This window comes from Cryobacterium sp. Hz7 (assembly GCF_004402815.1).
In the GTDB taxonomy this organism is placed as follows: Bacteria; Actinomycetota; Actinomycetes; order Actinomycetales; family Microbacteriaceae; genus Cryobacterium; species Cryobacterium sandaracinum.
In genome coordinates this window covers 77,901-100,389 of sequence record NZ_SOFB01000045.1, presented here as the reverse complement: position 1 = coordinate 100,389, position 22,489 = coordinate 77,901, and the positions used below count along the sequence as shown (strand labels likewise).

The 22,489-nt window shown below is 68.0% G+C and carries 16 protein-coding genes, 2 pseudogenes and 1 riboswitch; of the genes and pseudogenes, 8 read left to right on the top strand and 10 right to left on the bottom strand.

The features are described from left to right. Positions 1–102 precede the first annotated feature (102 nt). From glpK to E3N86_RS09570, 3 genes are all read right to left on the bottom strand, one after another. On the bottom strand, positions 103–1,617 hold the full coding sequence (glpK, locus tag E3N86_RS09580; protein ID WP_104100354.1) for a glycerol kinase GlpK: 1,515 nt from the start codon (positions 1,615–1,617) through the stop codon (positions 103–105). Between the two features lie 68 nt (positions 1,618–1,685). Next, positions 1,686–2,450 carry an MIP/aquaporin family protein gene (locus tag E3N86_RS09575; RefSeq protein ID WP_134401231.1) on the bottom strand — a complete coding sequence of 255 codons (765 nt, stop codon included), beginning with the start codon at positions 2,448–2,450 and terminating at the stop codon, positions 1,686–1,688. 210 nt (positions 2,451–2,660) lie between these two features. Further along, positions 2,661–4,349, bottom strand: a complete 1,689-nt coding sequence (locus E3N86_RS09570; RefSeq protein WP_241986009.1) for a glycerol-3-phosphate dehydrogenase/oxidase — start codon at positions 4,347–4,349, stop codon at positions 2,661–2,663. A 168-nt stretch (positions 4,350–4,517) separates the two neighbouring features. Between E3N86_RS09570 and E3N86_RS09565 the strand changes: the two genes are divergently transcribed. Beyond that, positions 4,518–5,486: a sugar-binding transcriptional regulator gene (locus tag E3N86_RS09565; protein ID WP_104100381.1), complete on the top strand. Its 969-nt coding sequence runs from the start codon at positions 4,518–4,520 to the stop codon at positions 5,484–5,486. A 58-nt stretch (positions 5,487–5,544) separates the two neighbouring features. Here the strand turns inward: E3N86_RS09565 and E3N86_RS09560 are convergent, their stop codons facing one another. From E3N86_RS09560 to dhaK, 4 genes are all read right to left on the bottom strand, one after another. After that, complete coding sequence (locus E3N86_RS09560; protein WP_104100357.1) at positions 5,545–6,690, bottom strand: glycerol dehydrogenase; 1,146 nt, start codon at positions 6,688–6,690, stop codon at positions 5,545–5,547. A 338-nt stretch (positions 6,691–7,028) separates the two neighbouring features. Then, positions 7,029–9,479 carry a phosphoenolpyruvate--protein phosphotransferase gene (gene ptsP / locus E3N86_RS09555; RefSeq protein ID WP_134511848.1) on the bottom strand — a complete coding sequence of 817 codons (2,451 nt, stop codon included), beginning with the start codon at positions 9,477–9,479 and terminating at the stop codon, positions 7,029–7,031. Between the two features lie 3 nt (positions 9,480–9,482). Then, a complete protein-coding gene (gene dhaL, locus E3N86_RS09550) occupies positions 9,483–10,127 on the bottom strand; it encodes a dihydroxyacetone kinase subunit DhaL (protein ID WP_104100359.1) in 645 nt (214 codons plus the stop codon). 4 nt (positions 10,128–10,131) lie between these two features. After that, on the bottom strand, positions 10,132–11,130 hold the full coding sequence (gene dhaK, locus E3N86_RS09545) for a dihydroxyacetone kinase subunit DhaK (protein ID WP_134342677.1): 999 nt from the start codon (positions 11,128–11,130) through the stop codon (positions 10,132–10,134). A gap of 208 nt (positions 11,131–11,338) precedes the next feature. On the opposite strand from dhaK, the gene E3N86_RS09540 reads away from it, so the two are divergent. From E3N86_RS09540 to E3N86_RS09515, 6 genes and pseudogenes are all read left to right on the top strand, one after another. Beyond that, positions 11,339–12,124 (top strand): IclR family transcriptional regulator, encoded by a 786-nt coding sequence (locus tag E3N86_RS09540; RefSeq protein WP_104100361.1) that lies wholly within the window; start codon positions 11,339–11,341, stop codon positions 12,122–12,124. A gap of 81 nt (positions 12,125–12,205) precedes the next feature. Further along, a riboswitch (FMN riboswitch) is annotated at positions 12,206–12,337 on the top strand. Positions 12,338–12,435: 98 nt separating this feature from the next. Beyond that, positions 12,436–13,452, top strand: coding sequence for a bifunctional diaminohydroxyphosphoribosylaminopyrimidine deaminase/5-amino-6-(5-phosphoribosylamino)uracil reductase RibD (ribD, locus tag E3N86_RS09535; protein ID WP_104100362.1), 1,017 nt, complete (start codon positions 12,436–12,438; stop codon positions 13,450–13,452). A 7-nt stretch (positions 13,453–13,459) separates the two neighbouring features. Beyond that, a complete protein-coding gene (locus E3N86_RS09530; RefSeq protein ID WP_104100363.1) occupies positions 13,460–14,092 on the top strand; it encodes a riboflavin synthase in 633 nt (210 codons plus the stop codon). Further along, positions 14,089–15,351 (top strand): 3,4-dihydroxy-2-butanone-4-phosphate synthase, encoded by a 1,263-nt coding sequence (ribB, locus tag E3N86_RS09525; protein ID WP_104100364.1) that lies wholly within the window; start codon positions 14,089–14,091, stop codon positions 15,349–15,351. The genes E3N86_RS09530 and ribB overlap by 4 nt, the downstream gene beginning before the upstream one ends. Beyond that, a complete protein-coding gene (ribH, locus tag E3N86_RS09520; RefSeq protein ID WP_104100365.1) occupies positions 15,348–15,818 on the top strand; it encodes a 6,7-dimethyl-8-ribityllumazine synthase in 471 nt (156 codons plus the stop codon). The genes ribB and ribH overlap by 4 nt, the downstream gene beginning before the upstream one ends. A 94-nt stretch (positions 15,819–15,912) precedes the next feature. Then, positions 15,913–16,998: pseudogene (locus E3N86_RS09515) on the top strand (MFS transporter). A gap of 143 nt (positions 16,999–17,141) precedes the next feature. Here E3N86_RS09515 and E3N86_RS09510 read toward each other — a convergent pair. Next, a pseudogene (locus E3N86_RS09510) lies at positions 17,142–17,318 on the bottom strand (ATP-binding cassette domain-containing protein); the annotation flags it as partial. Positions 17,319–17,463: 145 nt separating this feature from the next. On the opposite strand from E3N86_RS09510, the gene E3N86_RS09505 reads away from it, so the two are divergent. Continuing rightward, a complete protein-coding gene (locus E3N86_RS09505) occupies positions 17,464–19,659 on the top strand; it encodes an ABC transporter ATP-binding protein (RefSeq protein WP_134511857.1) in 2,196 nt (731 codons plus the stop codon). A 209-nt stretch (positions 19,660–19,868) separates the two neighbouring features. On the opposite strand, the gene E3N86_RS17130 is transcribed toward E3N86_RS09505, so the two are convergent. After that, positions 19,869–20,312, bottom strand: a complete 444-nt coding sequence (locus E3N86_RS17130) for a glycosyl hydrolase-related protein (RefSeq protein ID WP_198412903.1) — start codon at positions 20,310–20,312, stop codon at positions 19,869–19,871. 242 nt (positions 20,313–20,554) lie between these two features. After that, positions 20,555–22,408 carry a phosphoenolpyruvate carboxykinase (GTP) gene (locus E3N86_RS09495; RefSeq protein ID WP_134511846.1) on the bottom strand — a complete coding sequence of 618 codons (1,854 nt, stop codon included), beginning with the start codon at positions 22,406–22,408 and terminating at the stop codon, positions 20,555–20,557. Positions 22,409–22,489 lie beyond the last annotated feature (81 nt).

The following is a 22,489-nucleotide window of genomic DNA, read 5'->3' as shown; positions in this document are numbered from 1 at the left end:
AGGGCCTCCGTTGCATCGTGTTGAGTGTGGTAACCCAATCGATACCGGAGGTCCTCACCTTTTTAGCTCACGCCACGCTCACAACCTGTGTGGGAACAACAGCTAGATCACGTCGGCGTCGACCCAGTCCAGGGACTTGGTGACGGCCTTCTTCCAGTTGCGCAGCAGACGGTCGCGCTCGGCGATGTCCAGGCTCGGCTCCCAGCGGGCGTCCTCCTGCCAGTTGGACCGCAGCTCACCGAGGTTGTTCCAGAAACCGACCGCCAGGCCGGCCGCGTAGGCGGCACCCAGGGCGGTCGTCTCCGCCACCACCGGGCGCACGACAGACACGCCGAGGATGTCGGCCTGGAACTGCATCAGCAGGTCGTTGGCCGAGGCCCCGCCGTCGACCTTGAGCTCGGTCAACGGAACACCGGCGTCGGCGTTGACCGCGTCCAGCACCTCGCGGGTCTGGTACGCGATCGCCTCGAGGGCGGCGCGGGCGATGTGGCCCTTGTTCACGTAGCTGGTGAGGCCGACCAGGGCACCACGGGCATCCGCACGCCAGTACGGCGCGAACAGGCCGGAGAAGGCGGGCACGAAGTAGGCGCCGCCGTTGTCCTCGACCGACAGGGCGAGTGCCTCGATCTCCTCCGCAGAGTTGATGATGCCCAGGTTGTCCCGCAGCCACTGCACGAGCGAGCCGGTGACCGCGATCGAGCCCTCCAGGGCGTAGTGCGGTTCGGCGTCGCCGAGCTTGTAGCCGACCGTGGTGAGCAGACCGTTCTTGGAGTGGATGATTTCGGTGCCCGTATTGAAGATCAGGAAGTTACCGGTGCCATAAGTGTTCTTCGCCTCACCCTGGTCGAAGGCAGCCTGCCCGAACGTCGCGGCCTGCTGGTCACCCAGGATGCTCGCAATCGGGGTTTCGCGCAGCAGGCTGTGGCCGCTGGCGATGCCGTAGACCTCGGAGGAGGAACGGATCTCGGGCAGCATCGACTTGGGCACGTCGAACGCCGCGAGGATCTCGTCGTCCCACTGCAGGGTTTTCAGGTCCATGAACATGGTGCGGCTGGCGTTGGTGACGTCGGTTGCGTGCACACCGTCCTCGAGGCCGCCGGTCAGGTTCCAGAGAATCCAGGTGTCGGTCGTGCCGAACATGAGGTCGCCGGCCTCAGCCTTCTCTCGCGCCCCTTCGACGTTCTCGAGGATCCAGACGATTTTGGTGCCGGAGAAGTAAGTCGCCAGCGGCAGGCCGACCTGGGCCTTGAAACGATCAACACCGCCGTCGGCGGCGAGCCGGTCGACGATGGGCTGGGTGCGGGTGTCTTGCCAGACAATGGCGTTGTAGACGGGGATACCGGTGTGACGGTCCCAGACGACGGCGGTCTCGCGCTGGTTCGTGATGCCCACGGCCGCGATGTCGTGGCGGGTCAGGTTGGCCTTGGCCAGAGCCTGACCGATGACCTCACGGGTGTTGCTCCAGATCTCCAACGGGTCGTGTTCGACCCAGCCTGCCCGGGGAAAGATCTGTTCGTGTTCGAGCTGACCGGTCGAAATGATCGACCCGGCCTTGTCGAAAATGATCGCACGGGAACTGGTGGTTCCCTGGTCGATTGCGATGACGTACTGTGCCATTTTTAACTCCTTTGTCAATGCTGGGTACACGGGTATTCAGGAATGGAAAAAGAAGAAGCGAGCGGCGCCTACGCGAGGATCGGCAGGAGGAACGCGGAGGTCCAGCCGGCCAGCAGGCCACCGATGACGGGACCGACGACGGGCACCCACGAGTAGGCCCAGTCGGAGGAACGCTTGCCCTTGATCGGCAACAGGAAATGCGCGATGCGCGGGCCGAGGTCACGGGCGGGGTTGATCGCGTAGCCGGTCGGTCCACCCAGCGAGGTGCCAATCACGATCACGAGCAGGGCAACCGGAAGGGCGCCAAGGGCGGCCAGGCCGCCGCTCTCGCCCTGGCGCCCGCCGCCGAACGCGATGACGACGAAGACGAGCACGAAGGTGCCGATGATCTCGGTAATGAGGTTCCAGCCGTAGGAACGGATGGCCGGACCGGTCGCGAACACGCCGAGCTTGTTGGCCGGCTCCGGTTCCTGGTCGAAGTGCTGCTTGTAGGCGAGCCAGACGACGGTGGCACCCAGGATGGCACCAATCAACTGAGCCCCGATGTACGCCGCCACGGACACAGCATTGACCGGAACCCCCGAGCCGAACTCGGTTGCCCCGGACGACACGAGTCCCAAGGTGACGGCGGGGTTCAAGTGAGCGCCCGAGTTATAGGAGACGATCACGCCGGCGTACACCGCGAGGCCCCAGCCGATGGTGACCATCAGGAATCCGCCGCCGAAGCCCTTGTTCTTGGTCAGGGCGACGTTGGCGACCACCCCGCAGCCCAGCAGGATCAGGAGAGCGGTTCCCACCACTTCCGAGAGGAATACGATACCGAGATTGTCCACGTTGACATCCTTTTAGATTATTGAAATGAAGAAAGCGAAGGAAACGGATAGTAGAAAACCTAGCGACTCGAGACCGCCGGTGGTCCTGACCTTTCTGCACGTTTGTGCAGATCAGCCTTCAAGTCTGCGGGTACGGAGCCGGGCCGGAGGGCAGGCTGCGGGCAGGCGACCGCAGCGCCCGCCCGCCCGCAGGGCAGTCCCGAGCAGTCCCTAGACGGCCGGCACGGCCGGCGTTTCCGCCGGGGCCAGGTGCACGCCGTACATGTCGCGCAGTGTATGCACCGCGGTGTCGACCTCATGCGCGCTCCGGGCGGCGTCCCAGCCGAGGACTGGTGCGAGCACGCCGGCCAGCTCGGTGAGCAGCGGCAGAGTCACTTCGCCGCGGAAAGCGATGCTGGTGCGGCGCAGCAGCAGGTCCATCAGGTGCATGACCGATTCCGCCCGGGCGATGAGCTCGATTTCGCGCCGGGTGTAGCCGGGGTGCTGCATGAGCGGCGCGTCCGGTTCGGCGGTGAGCCAGGTGATCACCTCGGTGGCGCGCGTGCCGTACCGGGTCAGCAGCACATCGGCACGCTCGGCGCCGACCTTGTCGCCGTTGGCGGCAACCCAGACCCCGCGTGCGGCATCCGTCGCCGGGAAGTCTCGACCACCACCGATGGGCAGGCCGACCGTCGAGACGGTGCGCGGCAGGCCGAGCAGGGTCAGGATGTCGCCGCTCAGGTGTTCGGCCAGGGCGCGGAAGGTCGTCCACTTGCCGCCGACCAAGCTCAGCAGGGTGCCGTGCCGGGCGCCGAGCGGGCGCGATTCGATGCGGTAGTCGCGCGAGACGAAACCGGGCGCCTCGTCGTCGTGGCGGGGCAGCGGGCGCACGCCGGCGAACCGGAACACTATCTGCGACCGGTCGACGGCCACCTTTGGGAAAACGTGGTTGACGAGTTCGAAGAAGTAGTCAACCTCGGCCTCGGTGCAGCGCGCCGGCTGAGTCATGTCGTGCTCGAGGTCGGTCGTGCCGACGAGAACGCGGCCCGCAAGCGGGAAGATCAGCACGATGCGGCCGTCTTTGTGCTCGAAAAAGATCTCGCGACCGCCGGTCGCGGCGAGCAGTTCGGGGTTGTCGAGCACGACGTGCGACCCCTTGGTGCCGCCCATATAGGTGCTGGCCTGGCCGAGGGCCGTGTTCGTGAGGTCGGTCCACGGTCCGGACGTGTTGACCACGATGTCGGCCTCGAAGCTGAATTCGGCGCCGGAGACCGTGTTGCGCAGGCGCACACCCGCAGCATCCATGCCGACGGCCTCGATGTAGTTGGCGCTCCGGGCGTGGGTGCCGGCGGCCAGGCCGTCGGCCAGCACGTCGAGGGCGAGGCGCTCCGGGTCGTGCATGGAGGCGTCGTAGTAGGTGGCCGTGTACTTAAGACCCGGGTTTATCTGCGGCAGCACTTCGAGCGACGCCTTCTTGCCGAGAAATTCATGCCGGGGCACATTGCCGCCGTCGCGGGAGAAGGAATCGTAGAGCATCATGCCGATCTTGATCAGTAGAGCTCCGCGCTCCTGGGCCGCACCCTGTTTGTGGGTGAGGAACCGCATCGGCGCCGACATCACTCCGGAAAAGGTGGAGTAGATCGGAATGGTCGTCTTGAGCGGCTTGACGTAATGGGGGGCGATCTTGAGAAGGCTGTTGCGCTCCTCCACAGACTCCTTGACCAAGCGGAATTCGCCGTTCTCGAGGTAGCGCACACCGCCGTGGATCATGTGCGAGGAGGCCGAGGATGCGCCGGAAACGTAGTCGCCCTTGTCGACGATGGCGACGTCCACGCCCTGCAGGGCCAGATCGCGGAAGGTCGCGATGCCGTTGATGCCGGCTCCGATGATGAGAACTTGAGCGCGGGGGCGGTCCTGGATGGCGGCCTGGGCGGCGGCACCACTGGACTGTGACGGTGCGGAAGATGACTGATCGGGTGTGGACAGCACTGTTCGCTCACTTCTCTGTGGGTGGAGGGGAATTGCTTCTACCCTGCTAGGTTCGACACAAACGGTCAAGAGGTTTGAACATACGTGCAAGGAGTTAAAATGGCCCATCCAGACGATCCGTCCCTGTCGGACCGAACCAGTGACGCGCTCACGGCGGCCCACCTGTATTACATGCAGGACCTGACCATGGAGGCCATCGCGCGGGAACTGCACACCTCCCGCTCCTCGGTGTCCCGTCTGCTCAGCCAGGCCAGAACCAGCGGGTTGGTCGACATCCAGATCCGGTCCCCGCTCGACGCGACGAGCCGGGTGGAGAAGCTCATCCTGAACCGCTTCCAGGTCACCGCGCACGTCGTGCCGGTGCCCGACCACGCCAGCGACGTCGATCGGTTGGAGCGCGTGGCCCTCTCGGTTGCACGGATTCTCGGCGAGTTCTTCGACTCGAACATGATCATGGGCATCGCCTGGGGCTCCACGATGAATGCGGTCAGCCGCCACGTGACCCCTAAACGCACTCACAACGCACAGATCGTGCAGCTGAACGGCGCCGGCAACACACGCAGCACCGGCCTCGACTACGCCAACGAGATCCTGCAGCGGTTCAGCAACGCGTTCGGCGCCCGCCTGGAACAGTTCCCGGTTCCCACCTTCTTCGACGACCCGGCCACACGCACGGCGTACTGGCGGGAGCGCGGCTTGCGCCGGCTGTTGGAAATGCAGAGGAACATGGACGTCGCGCTCTTCAGCGTGGGTTCGCCCTTCTCCAACGTCCCCAGCCACGTCTACGTCGGAGGCTACCTGGACGACGACGAGCTCACCGCTCTTAGCGACGCCGGGGTCGTCGGCGACGTCGCGACAGTCTTCTACCGCGCGGACGGCTCGACCGATGGCATCCCGCTCAATGATCGCGGCACCGGCCCGGAACTGTCGGTGCTGCGCCGCACCCCCCGGCGCATCTGCGTCGTCTCGGGCCAGTCCAAGGTGGACAGTCTCCGCGGCGCGCTGGCCGCGAACCTGATCACCGACCTGTTCATCGACGAGAGCAGCGCCCGGGCACTGTGCGAGTGAGCAGACGGAGGCCCGCCGGCGGCCACTGAGGGTTCGTGGCGACCGGCGGGCCGATGGATCAATGCTTCTGCACGTACTTGACGGGAGCGGGCAGGCCGCGCGCCGCGCGCACGGACCGCGAGAGCCCCTCGATCGACTTGAGGGCGTCGAGAACGTCGTCTGCAGTGACCACGAACGGCATGTTGTGAATCGTCTCACCCGGCAGGGTTGACGCCGTGGCGATGGCCCTCAGCTCCTTCTCGTCGTCCAGGCTGAGACCGATCTCGGTCAGCGTGGTGGGCAATCCGACGAGAGTGGTGAACTCGATGAAGTCTTCCACCTCGGTCCGTGGCGCGCCCTCGAGGACCAGCTGGGTCAGCGAGCCGATGTTCACCTTCTGACCGTGGGTGAGACCGTGGGTCTGCGGGGCCGCGGTCAGGCCGTTGTGGATGGCGTGGGCGGCGGCCAGACCGCCCGACTCGAAACCGAGTCCGGACAGAAGCGTGTTCGCCTCCACCAGCTTCTCGAGAGCAGGTGTGACCAGGTTGTCACGCACGGCATCGAGGGCCGGAAGGGCGTTCTCCCAGATGACGTCCCACGACAACTTGGCCAGCGCGGTGCCGGTCTGGGTCGGCAGCCCCCCGGCCATCGTGGTCGCATGGGCAGCCGCCGTGGCCCGGGCTTCGAGCCAGGTCGCCAGCGCGTCGCCGACTCCGGCGATGAGGAACTCGACCGGCGCGTTGGCCACGATCTGGGTGTCGATCAGCACGAGGTCGGGGTTGCGCGGGAAGAAACGGTATTCGACAAACTCGCCCTCCTCCGTGTAGATCACCGAGAGCGCGGAGGTGGGAGCGTCGGTCGACGCCACGGTGGGCACGCTGACCCAACGAATTCCAGCCAGGAAGCCGGCGGCCTTAGCCGAGTCGATCGTGCTTCCGCCGCCCAAGCCGATGATCACGTCGGCCGTGGTTACGCGGATCTTCTCGACCAGCGCGTCGACCGCGGACGCAGTCGCAAAGCGGTCGAATTCGACCCGTTCGACGCGGAGGCCGGCAGCAGCGAAGCTCGCCGAGACCTGCTGCCCTGCGAAACCCCACACGACGTCATCAGCGACGATCAGGGGGGCGGAGCCGATCTGGGATACGAATTCGCCGAGGCGATCGATCGCTCCCTTGCCTTGGACGTAACGTCCGGGGCTCATGACTGTGCGGATTGAAGTGGTCATCGTGGAACTTCTTCCTGGTCGAACTGCGTCTACATCTTTGTGGGACGGTGGCGGTGAACCGGTCTTCCGGGGCACAGATTTCACATTACGCCCGCCGATTCGACCGACATCGGCTGCCCTGCAGCGGGCGACCGTGCGAGCGCACCCTCCGAGCGGTTTCCGGCACATCCGCCCAGTCTGATGTCACGGCTCAAAGATCGGATCTGACGCACAAACACGCGCTCTTGGCCAATTTTTTGAATGCTATTCAGGATTTACAGGAAATACGTCGCTGTTTCTGAAAGCCAGCGTTGCACATTTGTGCAGATCGGACGCCCGGGAGGGGCCGACACCGGCAGCTACGCCCGTGTCGGCTCCAGCAGGAGCGCGGCGGCGGATCGCGCCGCGCCGGCGCTGCCGGCGGCGACCGCGGCGAGTGCGGCATCCCGGCACTGGTCCACCGTCACGCCGCGTAGGAACTCGGCCACGCCGCCCAGGGCTCGCGGGGACATCGACAGGCTGGTCGCCCCGAGCCCCACCAGGATGGCGGCAAGCATCGGATCTGCCGCGGCCTCACCGCAGACCCCGACCGGCTTGCCGGCCGCCAGACCGGCCTGGCAGGCCTCCCGGATCATCCGCAAGACCGCCGGCTGCCAGGGGTCGTTGAGCAGGGCGAGCTCCCCCATCAGCCGATCGGCCGCCATGGTGTACTGGGCGAGGTCGTTGGTCCCCAGACTCGCGAAGTCCACCCGTTCGAGGATGGGGCCAGCCGTGATAGCGGCGGCGGGAGTCTCGATCATCACGCCCACGTTGTGCAGGCCGTGCGCGGCACAGCGGGCCGCGAAGTCCACGGACTCGTCGACGGTCGCGATCATCGGCGCCATGACGCCGACGTCGGCGTCTTCCGCGGCGGCCGCCGCTGCGATGGCCTGCAGCTGGGTGTCCAGCAGTTCCGGCCGCTGCCACGCTGTGCGATACCCCCGGATGCCCAGGGCAGGGTTGACTTCGTCGGCCGCCGTGACGAAGGCCAGCGGCTTGTCGGCTCCCGCATCCAGCGTTCGGATAGTGACCTTCTTCCCGGGGAATCCGGCGAACACCTGCCGGTACGCGGCGACCTGTTCGTCGAGTCCCGGAGCCTCGGCGTGGTCGAGGAAGCAGAATTCGGTGCGAAAGAGGCCGACACCCTCGGCGTTCGCCTCGATCGCGGCGGCAACGCTGTCAGGCGAAGCCACGTTCGCGAGGAGCTGCACGCGGTGCCCGTCCCTGGTCCTTCCCGTACCGTCGAAGGTGATCACCCGGCGGATCTGTTCCTCGGCTCGCAACACTTGGTCGTCGGTGGGGTCCACGACGATCTCACCGGTCGTGCCGTCAACGATCACCATGCTTCCCTCGGGCAGGTCCATCGCATCGCGGGCCGCCACCACGGCAGGCAAGCCAAGCGCCCGCGCGAGAATGGCCGTATGGGAGGTGGGCCCGCCCTCGACGGTGACGATCGCCCGACACACCGTGGGGTCGATCAGCGCCGTGTCGGCGGGGGCCAGGTCCCGGGCCACGAGCACATACGGCTCCACACGATCCGGCAGGCCCGGTGCCGGTCGGCCGAGCAACTCGGACACGATGCGGTTGCGCACGTCGTGCAGGTCCGAGACACGTTCGGCGAGGAGCCCACCCTGCTCCTTAAAAACCGCTGTGACCTCGCTCACAGCCGCCCAGACGGCACGCTCCGGAGTGTGGCCCCGCCCGGTCACTCGGGAAACGGCAGCATCGATCAGCCCGGGATCCGCCGCCATCAGCGCCGTTGCCTCCAGGATCCCACGCGCCGCTCCCGACACCCGGGCCGCCTTGTCCCGCAGGGCCAGGGCTACGGATGCCGCGGCGGCCACGATCCTCTCCGCGGCCGCCGCTCGCTCGCGCAGGGGGAGTGCGACTGCCGGCCCCGGCTCGTCCACCGGTTCCTGCATCCGCACGATCGGACCGACGGCGAAGCCGGGGCTCACGCCCAGAGGCCCGCTCGACGGCGCCCCGCCCTGCGGCCGCGCCTGCGACCGCGACGCGGAACGCGCCGGCCTGGGCGCGCGAGCGTGGGCGGCCGCGAGCTCGCCGAAGCCCTTCCCGACCAGTTCGCTCACGGCCTCGAGCGCCTCCACAGCCTGCCGCCCGGCCGCCGCGACGGAGATCGTGTCGCCCTTCCGGGCGCCGACGGTCAACAGGGCAGTCGGGCTGTTAGCCGGCACCGGGGGCCGGCCGGTGCGGAGGTTGGCGACCGTCACCGTCGCCTCAAAGGCGCTGATGGCGGTGACGAGCATCGAGACCGGTCTCGCGTGCAGGCCGTCGGGGTTCAGCAACGTCACCTCGATCGTGTGTTCCGCCGCCGGGCCGGAGTCGACCGGCAGGCCGGCCGGGTCCTCGTCGCCCAGGTGACTCTGCTTGGCGCGAAGAGCACCTCGGGCCTCACGTTCCACTTCGTCAAGGGTGGCGCCACCCGCCGCGCGCACCACTGCCGCCATCAGGCCCTCTACGAAGGGACCGCTGCTGAGCCGGACGGGCAGGTCGGGGTCGTCCGAGAACTCCAGCGCCATTTCCGCGCTCATCACAGCCGATCCCAGATCCATCATCACGAGCACGCCCTCGGGAGAGGAAACCTCGGCGATGGCCTCGGCGACTTTGGACGCGTCCGTTCCGATCACCCCTGCGCCGGCACCGGCTGCGATCGCGATGGCCGGGCCGTTGACCCCGACCATTTCCACTGCGAGGTCCACTGCTGCCTGCGCGAGCCGGGGGCTGTGCGATACCACTACGATTCCGATCACGATCTACTCCTTGTCGAGGATCTCGGCCAGAGCCTGGAAAAGCAGCGACGTCGACGCGGCTCCCGGGTCGATGTGGCCGATGCTGCGTTCCCCCAGGTAACTGGCCCTGCCCTTGCGGGCGATCAGGGGTGCGGTGGCATCCCGCCCCGCTTGTGCAGCGGAGTAGGCAGCACGGGCCGCCGAGGAGATATCGGAGAAAACGACGAGGTCGGCGTCGAACGCGTCGAGCGCGGGAGCGAGGACGTCGAACATGGTCTTATCCCCGGCCTCGGCCTTGCCGCGGGCAACGACGCCGCCCAGCCCTGCACGAAGCGCGGCCGCCAGGCCGGGCGCGTCCAGGGTGCTGACCGGTCCTGCCGAGGTACCGATCCGCAGGAAGAAGGTGCCGTACAGGGGGCCGCTGGCACCACCCACGGACGTCACCAGGGTCATGCCCACGCCCTTGAACAGTTCGTCGACGGCCACGACCGGTGAGGCCTGGATTTTCTCGAGGACCGCATCCATGCCGCGGGTCATGTTCGAGCCGTGGTCCGCGTCGCCGATGGCCGAATCCAGTTCGGTGAGGTAGGAGACCTGCTCGGTCACCAAGTCGCGAAAACGGGTGAGCCAGCCGGTGAGCTGGTCAAGGCTGATCGTGTCATTCGTCATGGTGCTAGATTCCCCAGCGCAGCCCGGCGGTGTTCACCGGCGCATCCCACAGATGAAGCAGGTCCTCGTCGGCCTTGAGGATCGTGACGGAGCAGCCCGCCATGTCCAGCGCGGTGATGTAGTTGCCCACGAGGGAGCGGGCAACCGTGATGCCGGCGGCGTCGAGGATCTTCCTGACTTCGGCATACATGACATAGAGCTCGATCAACGGGGTTCCGCCCAGCCCATTCACCATCACGATCGTCGGGGCGCCGGTGAAGTCCAGGTCGGCGAGGATCGGCTCGACGAGCAGACGGGCAACCTCGGCGGCCCCGGCCAGCGGCACCCGGCGGCGGCCCGGCTCCCCGTGAATGCCCACGCCGATCTCCATCTCGCCTTCGGCAAGTTCGAAGGTCGGTTTCCCGGCCGCGGGAACCGTGCAGCTGCTGAGGGCCACGCCCATGGAACGGCCGGACTCATTGACCTGGCGGGCCACCGCGGTGACGGCCGCGAGGTCGCGGCCTTCCTCGGCTGCCGCACCCGCGATCTTCTCGAGCAGGACAGTGGTTCCGACGCCCCGGCGGCCTGCGGTGAAGGTGGAATCCTCGACCGCGACGTCGTCGTTGACGACCACGACGGCAACCTCGATCCCGGTCTCAGCCGCGGCCAGTTCCGCGCCCATTTCGAAGTTCATCACGTCGCCCGTGTAGTTCTTGACGATGTGCAGCACGCCCGCTCCGCTGTCCACGACTTTCGTGGCCTCGAGCATCTGGTCGGGTGTCGGCGAGGTGAAGACCGCCCCGGCGCAGGCCGCGTCAAGCATTCCCACACCGACGAAACCGCCGTGGAGCGGCTCATGGCCGGTTCCCCCACCAGAGAGCAGGGCGACTTTGCCTGCTCTGGTCGGGTCTGTCCGGTAGATGATGCGGTTGACGTGGTCGACGCGAAGTTCCGGGTGTGCGGCCGCCACGCCGATGAGGGAATCGGCGAGAACCGTCTCCGGGGAATTGATTAGTTTCTTCATGTTGAGACCTCCAGGATTATCTTCATGTTTGCTCTCCGTTGAACTTTTCGAGCTGGATCCGCGAGACACTTTCCCTCGCGACTCAAAGAAATACAGAACGCAATTCGATAATGTCGAATATCCTCCAGAGAGTGGCCCAATGTCAACACGTCGCATGAAGACGCGTTGGTGACGCGGCATACTTAAGGAATCAACCGGAGGTGCAGCTGTGATTCAAGCCATCGATCGTGCGGCGAAAGTGCTGTCGACGTTGCAGGGCGCACGCCACCTCGGCATCACCGAACTCGCCACCGAACTCTGGTTGCCGGTCTCGACCGTGCACGGCATCGTCAAATCGCTGCAGGGCCACGGTCTTGTCGCGCAGGAGCCTGGCGGCACCCGGTACATGCTCGGCCCGGCCCTGCTCAAACTCTCGAATGTCTACCTCGACACGCTCGACGTGCGCGCGCGGGCCATGCGCTGGACCCTCGAACTCGCGCGCAGAACCGGACTGTCCACACGTCTGGGGGTGCAATTGTTCGACGAGGTCATCATCATTCACCACAACCAGCGGCCTGACGGCAGCCAGCAGATGCCCGAAACGGGCCTGTCCATCCCGGCCCACGCCTCGGCAATGGGCAAAGTCCTCCTCGCATACAGTCCGGAATACGCCTCCGGACTGCTGGGGAGGCCCCTGCGCAGTCTCACCGGCGCCACGATCACCGACCCGGCTCAGCTGGCCATCCAATTCGTGTCGATCGTGAGCGACGGCATCGCCACCGAAGAGGACGAGGCCGTGCTGGGCGAGTCGTCGATCGCGGCGCCCGTGGTCGACACCCGCGGCAATGTCATAGCCGCGGTCGCCGTTGTCGTACCGTCGAGCGAGTGGCCTCCCGACTCCAGCGTGCTGAACGGATTGCGTGAGACGGCCCGGAACATCTCCCGGGAACTCGGCGCCAGCACCTGGCCGCCGCGGGCCCTCCAACCGGCCGTCGCCGCGCATCCGCAGTCGTGAGCGCCCATCGCAGGCCGCACTCTCGAACGGGAATTTTTCTATGGCCGACGCGTTGGGATATAACTAGTAGTAGTTATATGAAACGTGCTCCGGGGTCGGTGTAAGTCCGAACCGGCGGTGAAAGTCCGCGACCCGTGCCGCTCCCAAAGCGGAACGGTTGAGCTGGTGAAATTCCAGCACCGACGGTTAAAGTCCGGATGAGAGGCGCACGAGTCGATGGACCATTCCGGTCGGTCGGCGGGTTTCGCAACCCACATGGTGTTCGCCGCACCGAAAACCCGGAGTTCGTTGCACCAACGGACAGGACGGGAATGACGGACCAAGCGGCGCTCGAGGCCACCATGCGGCGTGCGCTCGCGCTGGCCGCGAATGGGCCGGCCACAGGCCCGAACCCCCGCGTCGGCTGTGTTCTCCTCGACGATTCCGGGCAGGTCCTGGCCGAAGGCTGGCATCTCGGCGCCGGAACCCCCCACGCCGAGGTTGTCGCCCTGAGCCGGCTCGCCGCCGGCGCCGCCCGCGGTGCCACCGCCGTCGTCACCCTCGAACCCTGCAACCACACCGGCCGCACCGGCCCCTGCTCGCTCGCCCTGATCGACGCCGGCGTCCGCCGGGTCGTCTACGCCGTCGCCGACCCCGGCGTCGGCTCTTCGGGCGGGGCCGACCGGCTCCACGGCGCCGGAATCGACGTCACCGGCGGGCTGCTCGCCGACGAGGTCGAACCATTCCTCGCCGACTGGCTCGTCGCCGCCCGTCTCGGGCGCCCGTTCGTGACGCTCAAGTGGGCGTCGAGCCTCGACGGGCGCGCGGCGGCCGACGACGGGACCAGCCGCTGGATCACCGGACCGGAGGCCCGGCAGGACGTGCACCGGCGGCGCGCGGCAGCCGGCGCCATCCTCGTCGGCACCGGCACCGCGCTCGCCGACGACCCTGCCCTGACCGCCCGCGACGCCGCTGGAAAGCTTCTGCCCACGCAGCCGGTGCCGGTCGTGATCGGCACCCGCGGCATCCCCAACGACGCCGCCCTCCGCGCCCACCCGCATCCGCCCCTCTTCTTCGCCACCGACGATCTGCTGGCCGTGCTGCACGACCTGCACCGGCGCGGCATCCGTCACGCCTTCATCGAGGGTGGGCCCACTCTCGCCAGTGCGTTCGTCGCGGCCGGGCTGGTCGACGAGTACCTCGTGTACCTCGCGCCCACGCTGCTCGGCGGCGCCCGGCTCGCCCTGGGCGACATCGGGGTGGCCGGCATCACCGACCAGCGCCGCCTGGCCATCGACCATTACGACCGACTCGGCGACGACCTCCTCGTCGTCGCCCGGCCGAGATAGGACAATCATGTTCACCGGAATCATCGAGGAACTCGGCCAGGTCGAGAAGGTGGAGCGATCCACGGATGCCGCCCGCCTCACCATCCGCGGCCCTAGAGTCGTAGCCGACGCCGGCCACGGCGACTCGATCGCGGTCAACGGCGTCTGCCTCACCGTGGTGGAGCGGACCGGCGACACCTTCACCGCCGACGTGATGGCCCAGACCCTCCTCATGTCCACCCTCGATGCCGCCCGCGCCGGCAGCCCGGTCAACCTCGAGCGCGCCGCCCTCGTCGGCGACCGCCTGGGCGGCCACATCGTGCAGGGCCACATCGACGGCACCAGCACCCTGCTGGCCGTCACCCCCGGTGAGGCCTGGCGGGTGCTGCGGTTCAGCCTCTCCGCCGAACTCGCCCCGCTCGTGGTAGGCAAGGGCTCCATCGCCGTGGACGGCGTCTCGCTGACCGTCAGCAACATCAGCCCGGCGAGCGAACCGGACCAGTGGTTCGAAGTCTCTCTCATCCCCGAAACCCTCACCGTTACGACGCTGGGACAGCGCACGATCGGCGATCACGTCAACATCGAAACCGACATCCTGGCCCGCCACGTGGAGCGCATGCTCGCCCTGGCGGACGCCGGATCGAAAAGGAGCCACTCATGAGCCTCGCCGACATTCCTACCGCGCTGGATGCCCTCCGGCTCGGGAAACCGGTCATCGTCGCCGACGACGAGGGCCGTGAGAATGAGGGCGATGTGATCATCTCCGCCCAGATGGCCACGCAGGAGTGGATCGCCTGGACCGTGCGGTACTCCTCCGGCTTCATCTGCGCGCCGATGACCAACGACCTAGCCGACAAGCTCGATCTGCCGGTGATGGTGCCGAACAATGAGGACCCCCGCGGCACGAACTACACGGTGTCGGTCGACGCGGCCGACCGGCTCAGCACCGGGATCAGCGCGGCCGACCGCGCGCACACCCTGCGAGTGCTGGCCGATCCGGCCTCGACGCCGTCCAGCCTGCACCGGCCCGGCCACATCATGCCGCTGCGCGCGAGGGATGGCGGTGTGCGCGAGCGGGACGGCCACACGGAGGCGGCCGTCGACCTGATGAAACTGGCCGGCCTCGTACCGGTCGCCGGAATTTGCGAGATCGTCGCCGAAGACGGCGAGATGATGCGCCTGCCCGGGCTCCTCGCCCTCGGCGAGCGCGAGGGCGTGCTGGTGATCACCATCAAGGACCTGATCGCCTACCTGCAGGAGTTCCACACCGACACCGAGCTGCCCACAGTCAGCCCGATCCTCGAATCGCCGCGGGTGGACTTCGAAGTGGAGACCACGGTGCCCACCCGGCACGGCTACTTCCAGGTGCGCGCCTACCGGGACCGGATGACCGGCGCCGACCACGTGGCCATCGTCTCCGGCACCCCCGCCGACGGCGCGATCGTGCGGGTGCACTCCGAGTGTCTCACCGGTGAGGCGTTCGGCTCGCTCAAATGCGAGTGCGGGCCTCAACTGGATGCCGCCCTGGAGACCATTCAGGAGCTCGGCGGCGTCGTCGTCTACCTGCGCGGCCAGGAGGGCCGCGGCATCGGGCTGATCAACAAGCTGCGCGCCTACAAGCTGCAGGAGGACGGCCTGGACACCTTCGACGCCAACGTGGCGCTGGGCCTTCCCGCCGACTCCCGAGACTACGGCGCCGCCACGGCCATCCTGCACGACCTGGGCCTGTCCGCCGTGCGGCTGCTGACCAACAACCCGGAGAAGGTGCGCCAGCTCGAGGCGCACGGCATCACCGTGACCGAGCGAGTGCCGCTCGTCGTCGGCGTCGGCACGCACAATCAGGACTACCTGGCCGTCAAGCGCGACCGGATGGGCCACCACATCACAGAAGCAGACATGCTGAAAGGAATCGCACTATGAGCGGAGCAGGCTCCCCGGAGATCGAGATCGACGGAACCGGGCTGGACATCGTGATCGTCGCCGGACGCTGGCATGACGTGATCACCGACGGGCTGATCGCCGGTGCGACCCGGGTGCTCGAGGCATCCGGTGCCCGCTACTCGCTCGTGCGGGTTCCCGGCAGCTTCGAGCTGCCGGTTGCGTGCAAGGTGGCCCTCGACAACGGCGCCGACGCGGTTGTCGCGCTCGGCGTGATCATTCGTGGCGGCACCCCGCACTTCGAGTACGTGTCGTCGGCGGCAACGGATGGCCTCACCCGGGTGGCGCTGGACACCGGCAAGCCGGTGGGTTTCGGCGTGCTCACCCTCGACGACGAGCAGCAGGGCCTGGACCGGGCGGGCCTGCCCGGCTCGAAGGAGGACAAGGGCGAGGAGGCGGCCGCGGCGGCCATCGCGACCGCTCAGCTGCTGCAGAAGCTGCGCGAGTAAGACACGACCATAATGCGGCGGCATCCGTATCGTTTCCGGAGCGTGAGCCGAGGATTAGCGGAGCCGAGACTCCGGACGTAGCGTGCAAAGGCGGCTGTCACAAACGGCCGCCCTTCTCGACTTCCCGCACCTGTTCTCTCGACCGGAAACGAGACCACGGCGCTGCCGGCGTCGTTCGCCGTCTTCGGCGCGGCCATGGTGGCCCGCCCCATCGGCGCGCTGGTCTTCGGCCACTTCGGCGACAAGAGGGGCCGCAAGGCCACTCTCGTCGGGGCACTGCTGACCATGGGCATCGCGACCTTCCTGATCGGGGTGCTGCCCACCTACGCCATGATCGGCTGGCGCACGCCGGACCTGCTCGTGGTCCTGCGCCTCGCCCAGGGCTTCGCACTCGGCGGGGAGTGGTCCGGCGCCGCGCTGGTCGCGACCGAGAACGCCCCGGTCGGCAAGCGCGCCTGGTACGGCACGTTCCCGCAGGTCGGCGCCCCGCTCGGCTTCATCATCGCCAAGGGCCTGTTCCTGGCCATCGCACTGGCCCTGCCCGGTGATGACCCGACCCGCTGACGACCCGACCCGCCCCTCGGACGCGTTCCTCGAGTGGGCGTGGCGCATCCCGTTCCTCTTCTCCGCGGTGATGGTCGTCGTCGGCCTCTGGGTACGCCCGCGCCTGGTCGAATCCGACGCCTTCACGAAGGTCGTCGCCACCAAGCGTGTGGAGAAACTGCCGGTCGCGGCCGTGTTCCGGTCGCACTGGCGCCAGCTGATCCTCGGCACCTTCATCATGCTGGCCACTTACGTGCTGTTCTTCGGCGTGTTCACGTTGGCCTCCGGCCCCTGGGCTGACAGGCACGGGCGCCGCAAGACCCTGATCTTCGTGACCCTGGCGATCATCGGATTCGGCCTGCTCTTCGTGCCGCTGATGGGAATGACCTTCGGGCCGATGGGCGCGCTGCTGCCCGAATTGTTCCCGACCAGCGTGCGCTACACCGGCTCCGCTTTCGCGTACAACATGAGCTCGATCCTCGGGGCGGCGGTGGCTCCGTTCATCGCGATCTGGCTGTGGACCCTCGGCGAGGGCAGCCCGTTCTGGGTCGGCGTCTACCTCTCGGTGATGGCCGTGATCGCCCTGGTCGCCCTGCTGCTGAGCCGCGAGACCCGCGACATCGACATCGAGCACTGACCTGGCTCTCGGCCGGCTCTCGGCCAGCTCTCGACCAGCTCTCGACCACCGGTGGTCGAACCTGTCGAGACCCGGGTCAGTCGAGGAACAGGGTGCGCAGGCGCCGGGTCGTGAAGGCCAGGCCGAGCAGGATCATAGGTCTCGCCGGTGCGGGTCGAGACGGCGCCCAGCCTGCGCATGGTGGTGGACTTGCCGGCCCCGTTCGGGCCGAGCAGTCCGAAGGATTCGTCGGGCGCCACCTCGAAGGAGATGCCGTCCACGGCGGCGAAATCCTGGTGCCTCGTGACGAGATTCCGGGCCACGACGACGGGCTCCGACACGGTTCCCTGCTGGAGACCGCCGGGCCCATCCCAAGCGGGATGCGGTTAAGATCATTCAGTGAGTACCCCCAGCAACCCCCGTTCCGCCGCCCGCCCGCCCACCAGCACGGCCGGTCGCACGGCCGGTCGCGGTCGCCTCGGCCGGATGGGGCGCCGCGACGATGCCGGCGGACCCCGCGCGACGTTCAGCCAGTTGGTCCCGTATCTGCTCGAGCACAAGAAGGTGCTCGGCTTCGTCATCGTACTCAGCATCCTCGGCGCCCTCGCCAGCCTCGCCCAGCCGCTCCTGGTCAGCCAGGTCATCACCATCGTGCAGGAGGGTGACGCGCTCGGCAGCCTGGTGTGGGCGCTGGTCGCACTCGTCGTCATCTCCGCCCTGATCAGCGGCTACCAGCACTATCTGCTGCAGCGCACCGGTGAGGGCGTCGTGCTCTCCAGCCGCCGCAAACTGATCGAGCGGATGCTCCGCCTTCCGATCAGCGAATTCGACACCCGCCGCACCGGCGACCTGGTCTCCCGGGTGGGGTCGGACACCACGCTGCTGCGGGCCGTGCTCACCCAGGGTTTGGTCGAGGCGATCGGCGGGTCGCTCACGTTCGTCGGCGCGCTCATCGCCATGCTCGTGATCGATCCGGTGCTGCTCGGCCTGACGGTACTGGTGATCGCCGTGTCGGTGGTCACCGTCACACTGCTGTCGCAGCGCATCCGTGCCGCCAGCCTCGCCGCGCAGGCCAAGGTCGGCGACCTCGCCGCCAGTGTCGAGCGCGCCATCAGCGCGGTGCGCACCGTGCGTGCCTCGAACGCCACCGACCGGGAGATCGCCGCCGTCGAGGAGGACGCCAAGGGCGCCTGGCGGATGGGCATCCAGGTCGCGAGGATCTCGGCCCTCGTCGTGCCGATCGCCGGCATCGCCATGCAGGTGTCGTTCCTGGTCGTGCTGGGCGTGGGCGGCTTCCGCGTGGCCAGCGGCACCATCACGATCGCGGACCTGATCGCGTTCATCCTGTTCCTGTTTCTGATGATCGTGCCGCTCGGCCAGGCGTTCGGCGCGATCACCTCCGTGAACGCCGCGCTCGGCGCCCTCGGCCGCATCCAGGAGATCATCGACCTGCCCACCGAGGACCAGTTCGACCGCGACATCGCCCCTCTGGCCATCACGGTCGGCGCCGCCAACGAGTCCGTGCGGCCGGATGCCCCGGCGATCTCGTTCGAGAACGTGCAGTTCGGCTACCTGGTCGCCTCGGCAGCGACGGATGCCGCGGGTGCGGAGGCCGGGTCGCAGGCCGGGTCGCAGGCCGGTGCTGCCGGTGTCGGCCGTGTTGCCGGCGCCGCAGCCGGTGCGGGGACTATCGGCTCTGTTGCGGCCGCGTCGGCGGATTCCGCCGCTCTTTCCGGTGCCGGGCGTTCCGCTCACACGGCTTCCGATGCCGAGCTCGTCGCCGCCGAGAACGCGATGATCGAGACCGCCGTCGCGGCTCCGTTCGTGCTCGAGACCGCCATCGTGGTTCCGGCCGTGATGGAGGCCGTGCTGGCCGAACCCGACCTCGTCGAGGCAGATCTCGCGGCCGCTGACCGCTCCGCGGCCGCGGCCGACCGTGCTGCCGAGCAGGCGACCGAACGGGCGACCGAGCGCAGCGACGCCGACGCCGCCGGCAAGCCCCGCCCGGTGCTCCGCGGCGTCTCCTTCGACGCCCCGCGCGGCAAGCGCACCGCCCTGGTCGGCCCGTCCGGTGCCGGCAAGAGCACCATCCTGGCCCTGATCGAGCGCTTCTACGACCCGACCGGAGGCGTTGTGCGCATGGGGGGACTGGACATCCGCACCCTCGACCGCACCGCGCTGCGCTCGCAGATCGGCTACGTCGAACAGGACGCCCCCGTGCTGGCCGGTTCGCTGAGAGACAACCTGACCCTGTCCACGCCCGACGCCACCGACGAGGAGTGCATCGCCGTGCTGCACGCCGTGAACCTCTCCGAGGTGCTCGAGCGCGACCCGGCCGGGCTGGGCGCGGCGGTCGGCGAGTCCGGCGTGATGCTCTCCGGCGGCGAACGCCAGCGGCTGGCGATCGCGCGCGCCCTGCTGGCCGCGCCGCCCATCCTGCTGCTGGACGAGTCCACCTCGAGTCTCGACGGCGTCAACGAGCAGAAGATGCGGGCCGCGATCGACGCGGTCGCCGTGGACCGTACCCTGATCGTGATCGCGCACCGCTTGTCGACCGTGGTCGACTCCGACCAGATCGTGGTGCTCGACCACGGTCAGGTCATCGGCACCGGCACGCACTCCGAGCTGGTCGCCTCGACGCCGCTCTACCGCGAGCTCGCCAAGCACCAGCTACTCGTTTAGCCTGGACTGCCCGAACCAATTCGACGGAGAATTTAGTCGAAACCGCCAGTTTTGGGCCTGAAACACCCGATCTAGCCAAAATCTCCGTCGAATTCGTAAGGCGCATGTGGCCCTGTCAGCGCGCGGACAGCGGGTAGGTGGGCGGGTAACAGGGCGGGTAACAGGGCGGGTAACAGGGCGGGTAGTAGTGCGGCCGGGACCGCGGGCGGTCAGCGGCGCGCGAAGCGCAGGGTGACCAGTTGGAAGGGACGCAGCTCGAGCGTCAGCGCGGAGCCATCGGCGGCGAACGGAGCCCGCGGCGCGGTCAGGGGGCGTTCCAGCAGGTCGGTTTCGGTGGCATCCGTCGCGGCGAAGTGACGGATGACCCGCACCCGCACCCGCGACCCGTGCGCCTCGTAGAGCCGCACGATCAGATCCCCGCTGCGGTCCTCGGCCAGCTTGACCGCCTCGACCATGACGGCCGGGTGGTCGACCTCGATCAACGGATCCACGCGGGCCGCTCTCACCCCGGTCACCGAACAAAGCGGCAGGTTCAGTCGGTACCCCTCCGCGACCGCCTCGGGGATACCGGCGCCGGCCCGCAGCGACACGGATGCCCGGTGCACCGCCGGGCGCAGCCGCGCCCGCACGAACCGGTCGATGCGTTTCTCCACGAGTCCGCCGTCGTGTTGCACCGCACCTGCGACTTCCCGCCGGGCACCGCCGCCCGACTGGCAGCATCGTACGACCGCCCCCGGCCCCGCACGTCCGCCACTGCGGGCGCTCGTGAACCAATTCGACGGAGATTTTCGGATTTGAAGCGGTTCACACACCCGAAACAGCCCCACGGGAGCAAAATCTCCGTCGAATTCGTCAGGCAACGGATGCCGCAGTGCACGAGCGGCGCCGAGCTCCGCTACGCGTTTCGGAGGTTGTAGCGCACGCTCGCGAGCTCGGAGAGCAGCGCCGGCGGCACCCGGTCGCCGAACTTGGCGAAGTACTCCTCGGTGAGGTCGCACTCGGCCAGCCAGGAGGCCGGGTCGATCGCGAAGAGCTGCTCGACATCCGCGTCGGCCAGGTCCAGACCCTTCAGGTCGAGGCCACCCTGGACCGGGAGGTGTCCGATCGGGGTGTCCACGGCATCCGCGAAGCCTTCGACGCGGCGCACGATCCACTCGATCACGCGGGAGTTCTCGCCGAAACCGGGCCAGAGGAAGCTTCCGTCCGCGCCCTTGCGGAACCAGTTCACCTGGAAGATCTCCGGCGCCTTGCCGCCGAGACCACGGCCAACCTTGAGCCAGTGCGCCCAGTAGTCCGCCATGTTGTAGCCGCAAAAGGGGAGCATCGCGAACGGGTCGCGGCGCAACTCGCCGACGGTGCCCTCGGCGGCCGCGGTCTTCTCCGAGGAGATGGTCGCGCCCATGAACACGCCGTGCTTCCAGCTGCGGGCCTGGGCCACCAGCGGCACGTTCGTCGCGCGGCGTCCGCCGAAGAGGATGGCGTCGATCGGCACGCCGCCGAAGGCCTCCCAGTCGTCGGCGATCGACGGGCACTGCGCCGCAGCAACCGTGAAGCGGGAGTTGGGGTGGGCGGCCGGGCGGCCGGAGGCGGGCGTCCAATCCTTGCCCTCCCAGTCGATCAGGTGGCTGGGAGTGGTCTCGGTCAGACCCTCCCACCACACGTCGCCGTCGTCGCGCAGTGCGACGTTCGTGAAGATCGTGTTGCCCCAGACGGTGGCCACGGCGGTCGGGTTGGTGACCTCGCCGGTTCCGGGGGCCACACCGAAGAAGCCGGCCTCCGGGTTGATCGCGTACAGCCTCCCGTCGGGCCCGGGGCGCAGCCAGGCGATGTCGTCGCCAATGGTCTCGACCTTCCACCCGGGGATGGTCGGACGCAGCATCGACAGGTTCGTCTTGCCGCAGGCCGACGGGAACGCCGCGGCCAGGTGCGAGACGCCGCCCTCCGGGGAGGTGACCTTGATCAGGAGCATGTGCTCGGCCAGCCAGCCCTCGTCGCGGGCCATGACGGATGCGATCCGCAGCGCGAACGACTTCTTCGAGAGCAGCGCGTTGCCGCCGTAGCCCGAGCCGAAGGACCACACCTCGCGGGTCTCCGGGAACTGCACGATGTACTTGGTGTCGTTGCACGGCCAGGAGACGTCCCCACGGCGGCGCCCCTCGGCGTCGACCAGCGGGTAGCCCACGCTGTGCACGGTGTGCACCCAGGGGGCTCCGGCCTCGATCATGTGCAGCACCTTCTGGCCCATGCGCGTCATGATGCCCATGTTCAGCACCACGTAGGGCGAGTCGGTGATCTCCACGCCGAGCTGGGAGATGGGGCCGCCAAGCGGGCCCATCGAGAACGGCACGATGTACATCGTGCGCCCGCGCATGCTGCCCGCGAAGACTCCCTGCAGCTCGCCCCGCATCGCGTTCGGGTCGGCCCAGTTGTTGGTGGGGCCGGCATCGCCCGGGTCGACCGAGCAGATGAAGGTGCGGTCCTCGACGCGCGCCACGTCCGACGGGCTCGTGCGGGCCAGGTAGCTGTTGGGGCGCCACTCCGGGTTCAGGTGGATGAGCTTGCCCTCGGCTACGAGCTGTTTCGCGAGCACATCGGCTTCGCGCAACGATCCGTCGCACCAGACGACGGCGTCGGGCTGGGTCAGCCGGGCAATTTCGTCCACCCAGGCCTGAAGGTTGGGGTCGGTGGTGCCGGCGACGTAGCGGGACTCGCCCCCGCCGGTCTCAAGTCGGGAATTCGCGATTGTCATCTCCTGGCCTTTCGTGGTCAATCCGGCGTGAACCAGTGGTCTGCAGTCGTGGGGGGACGCAAATACGCCCGCTCTCTCCAC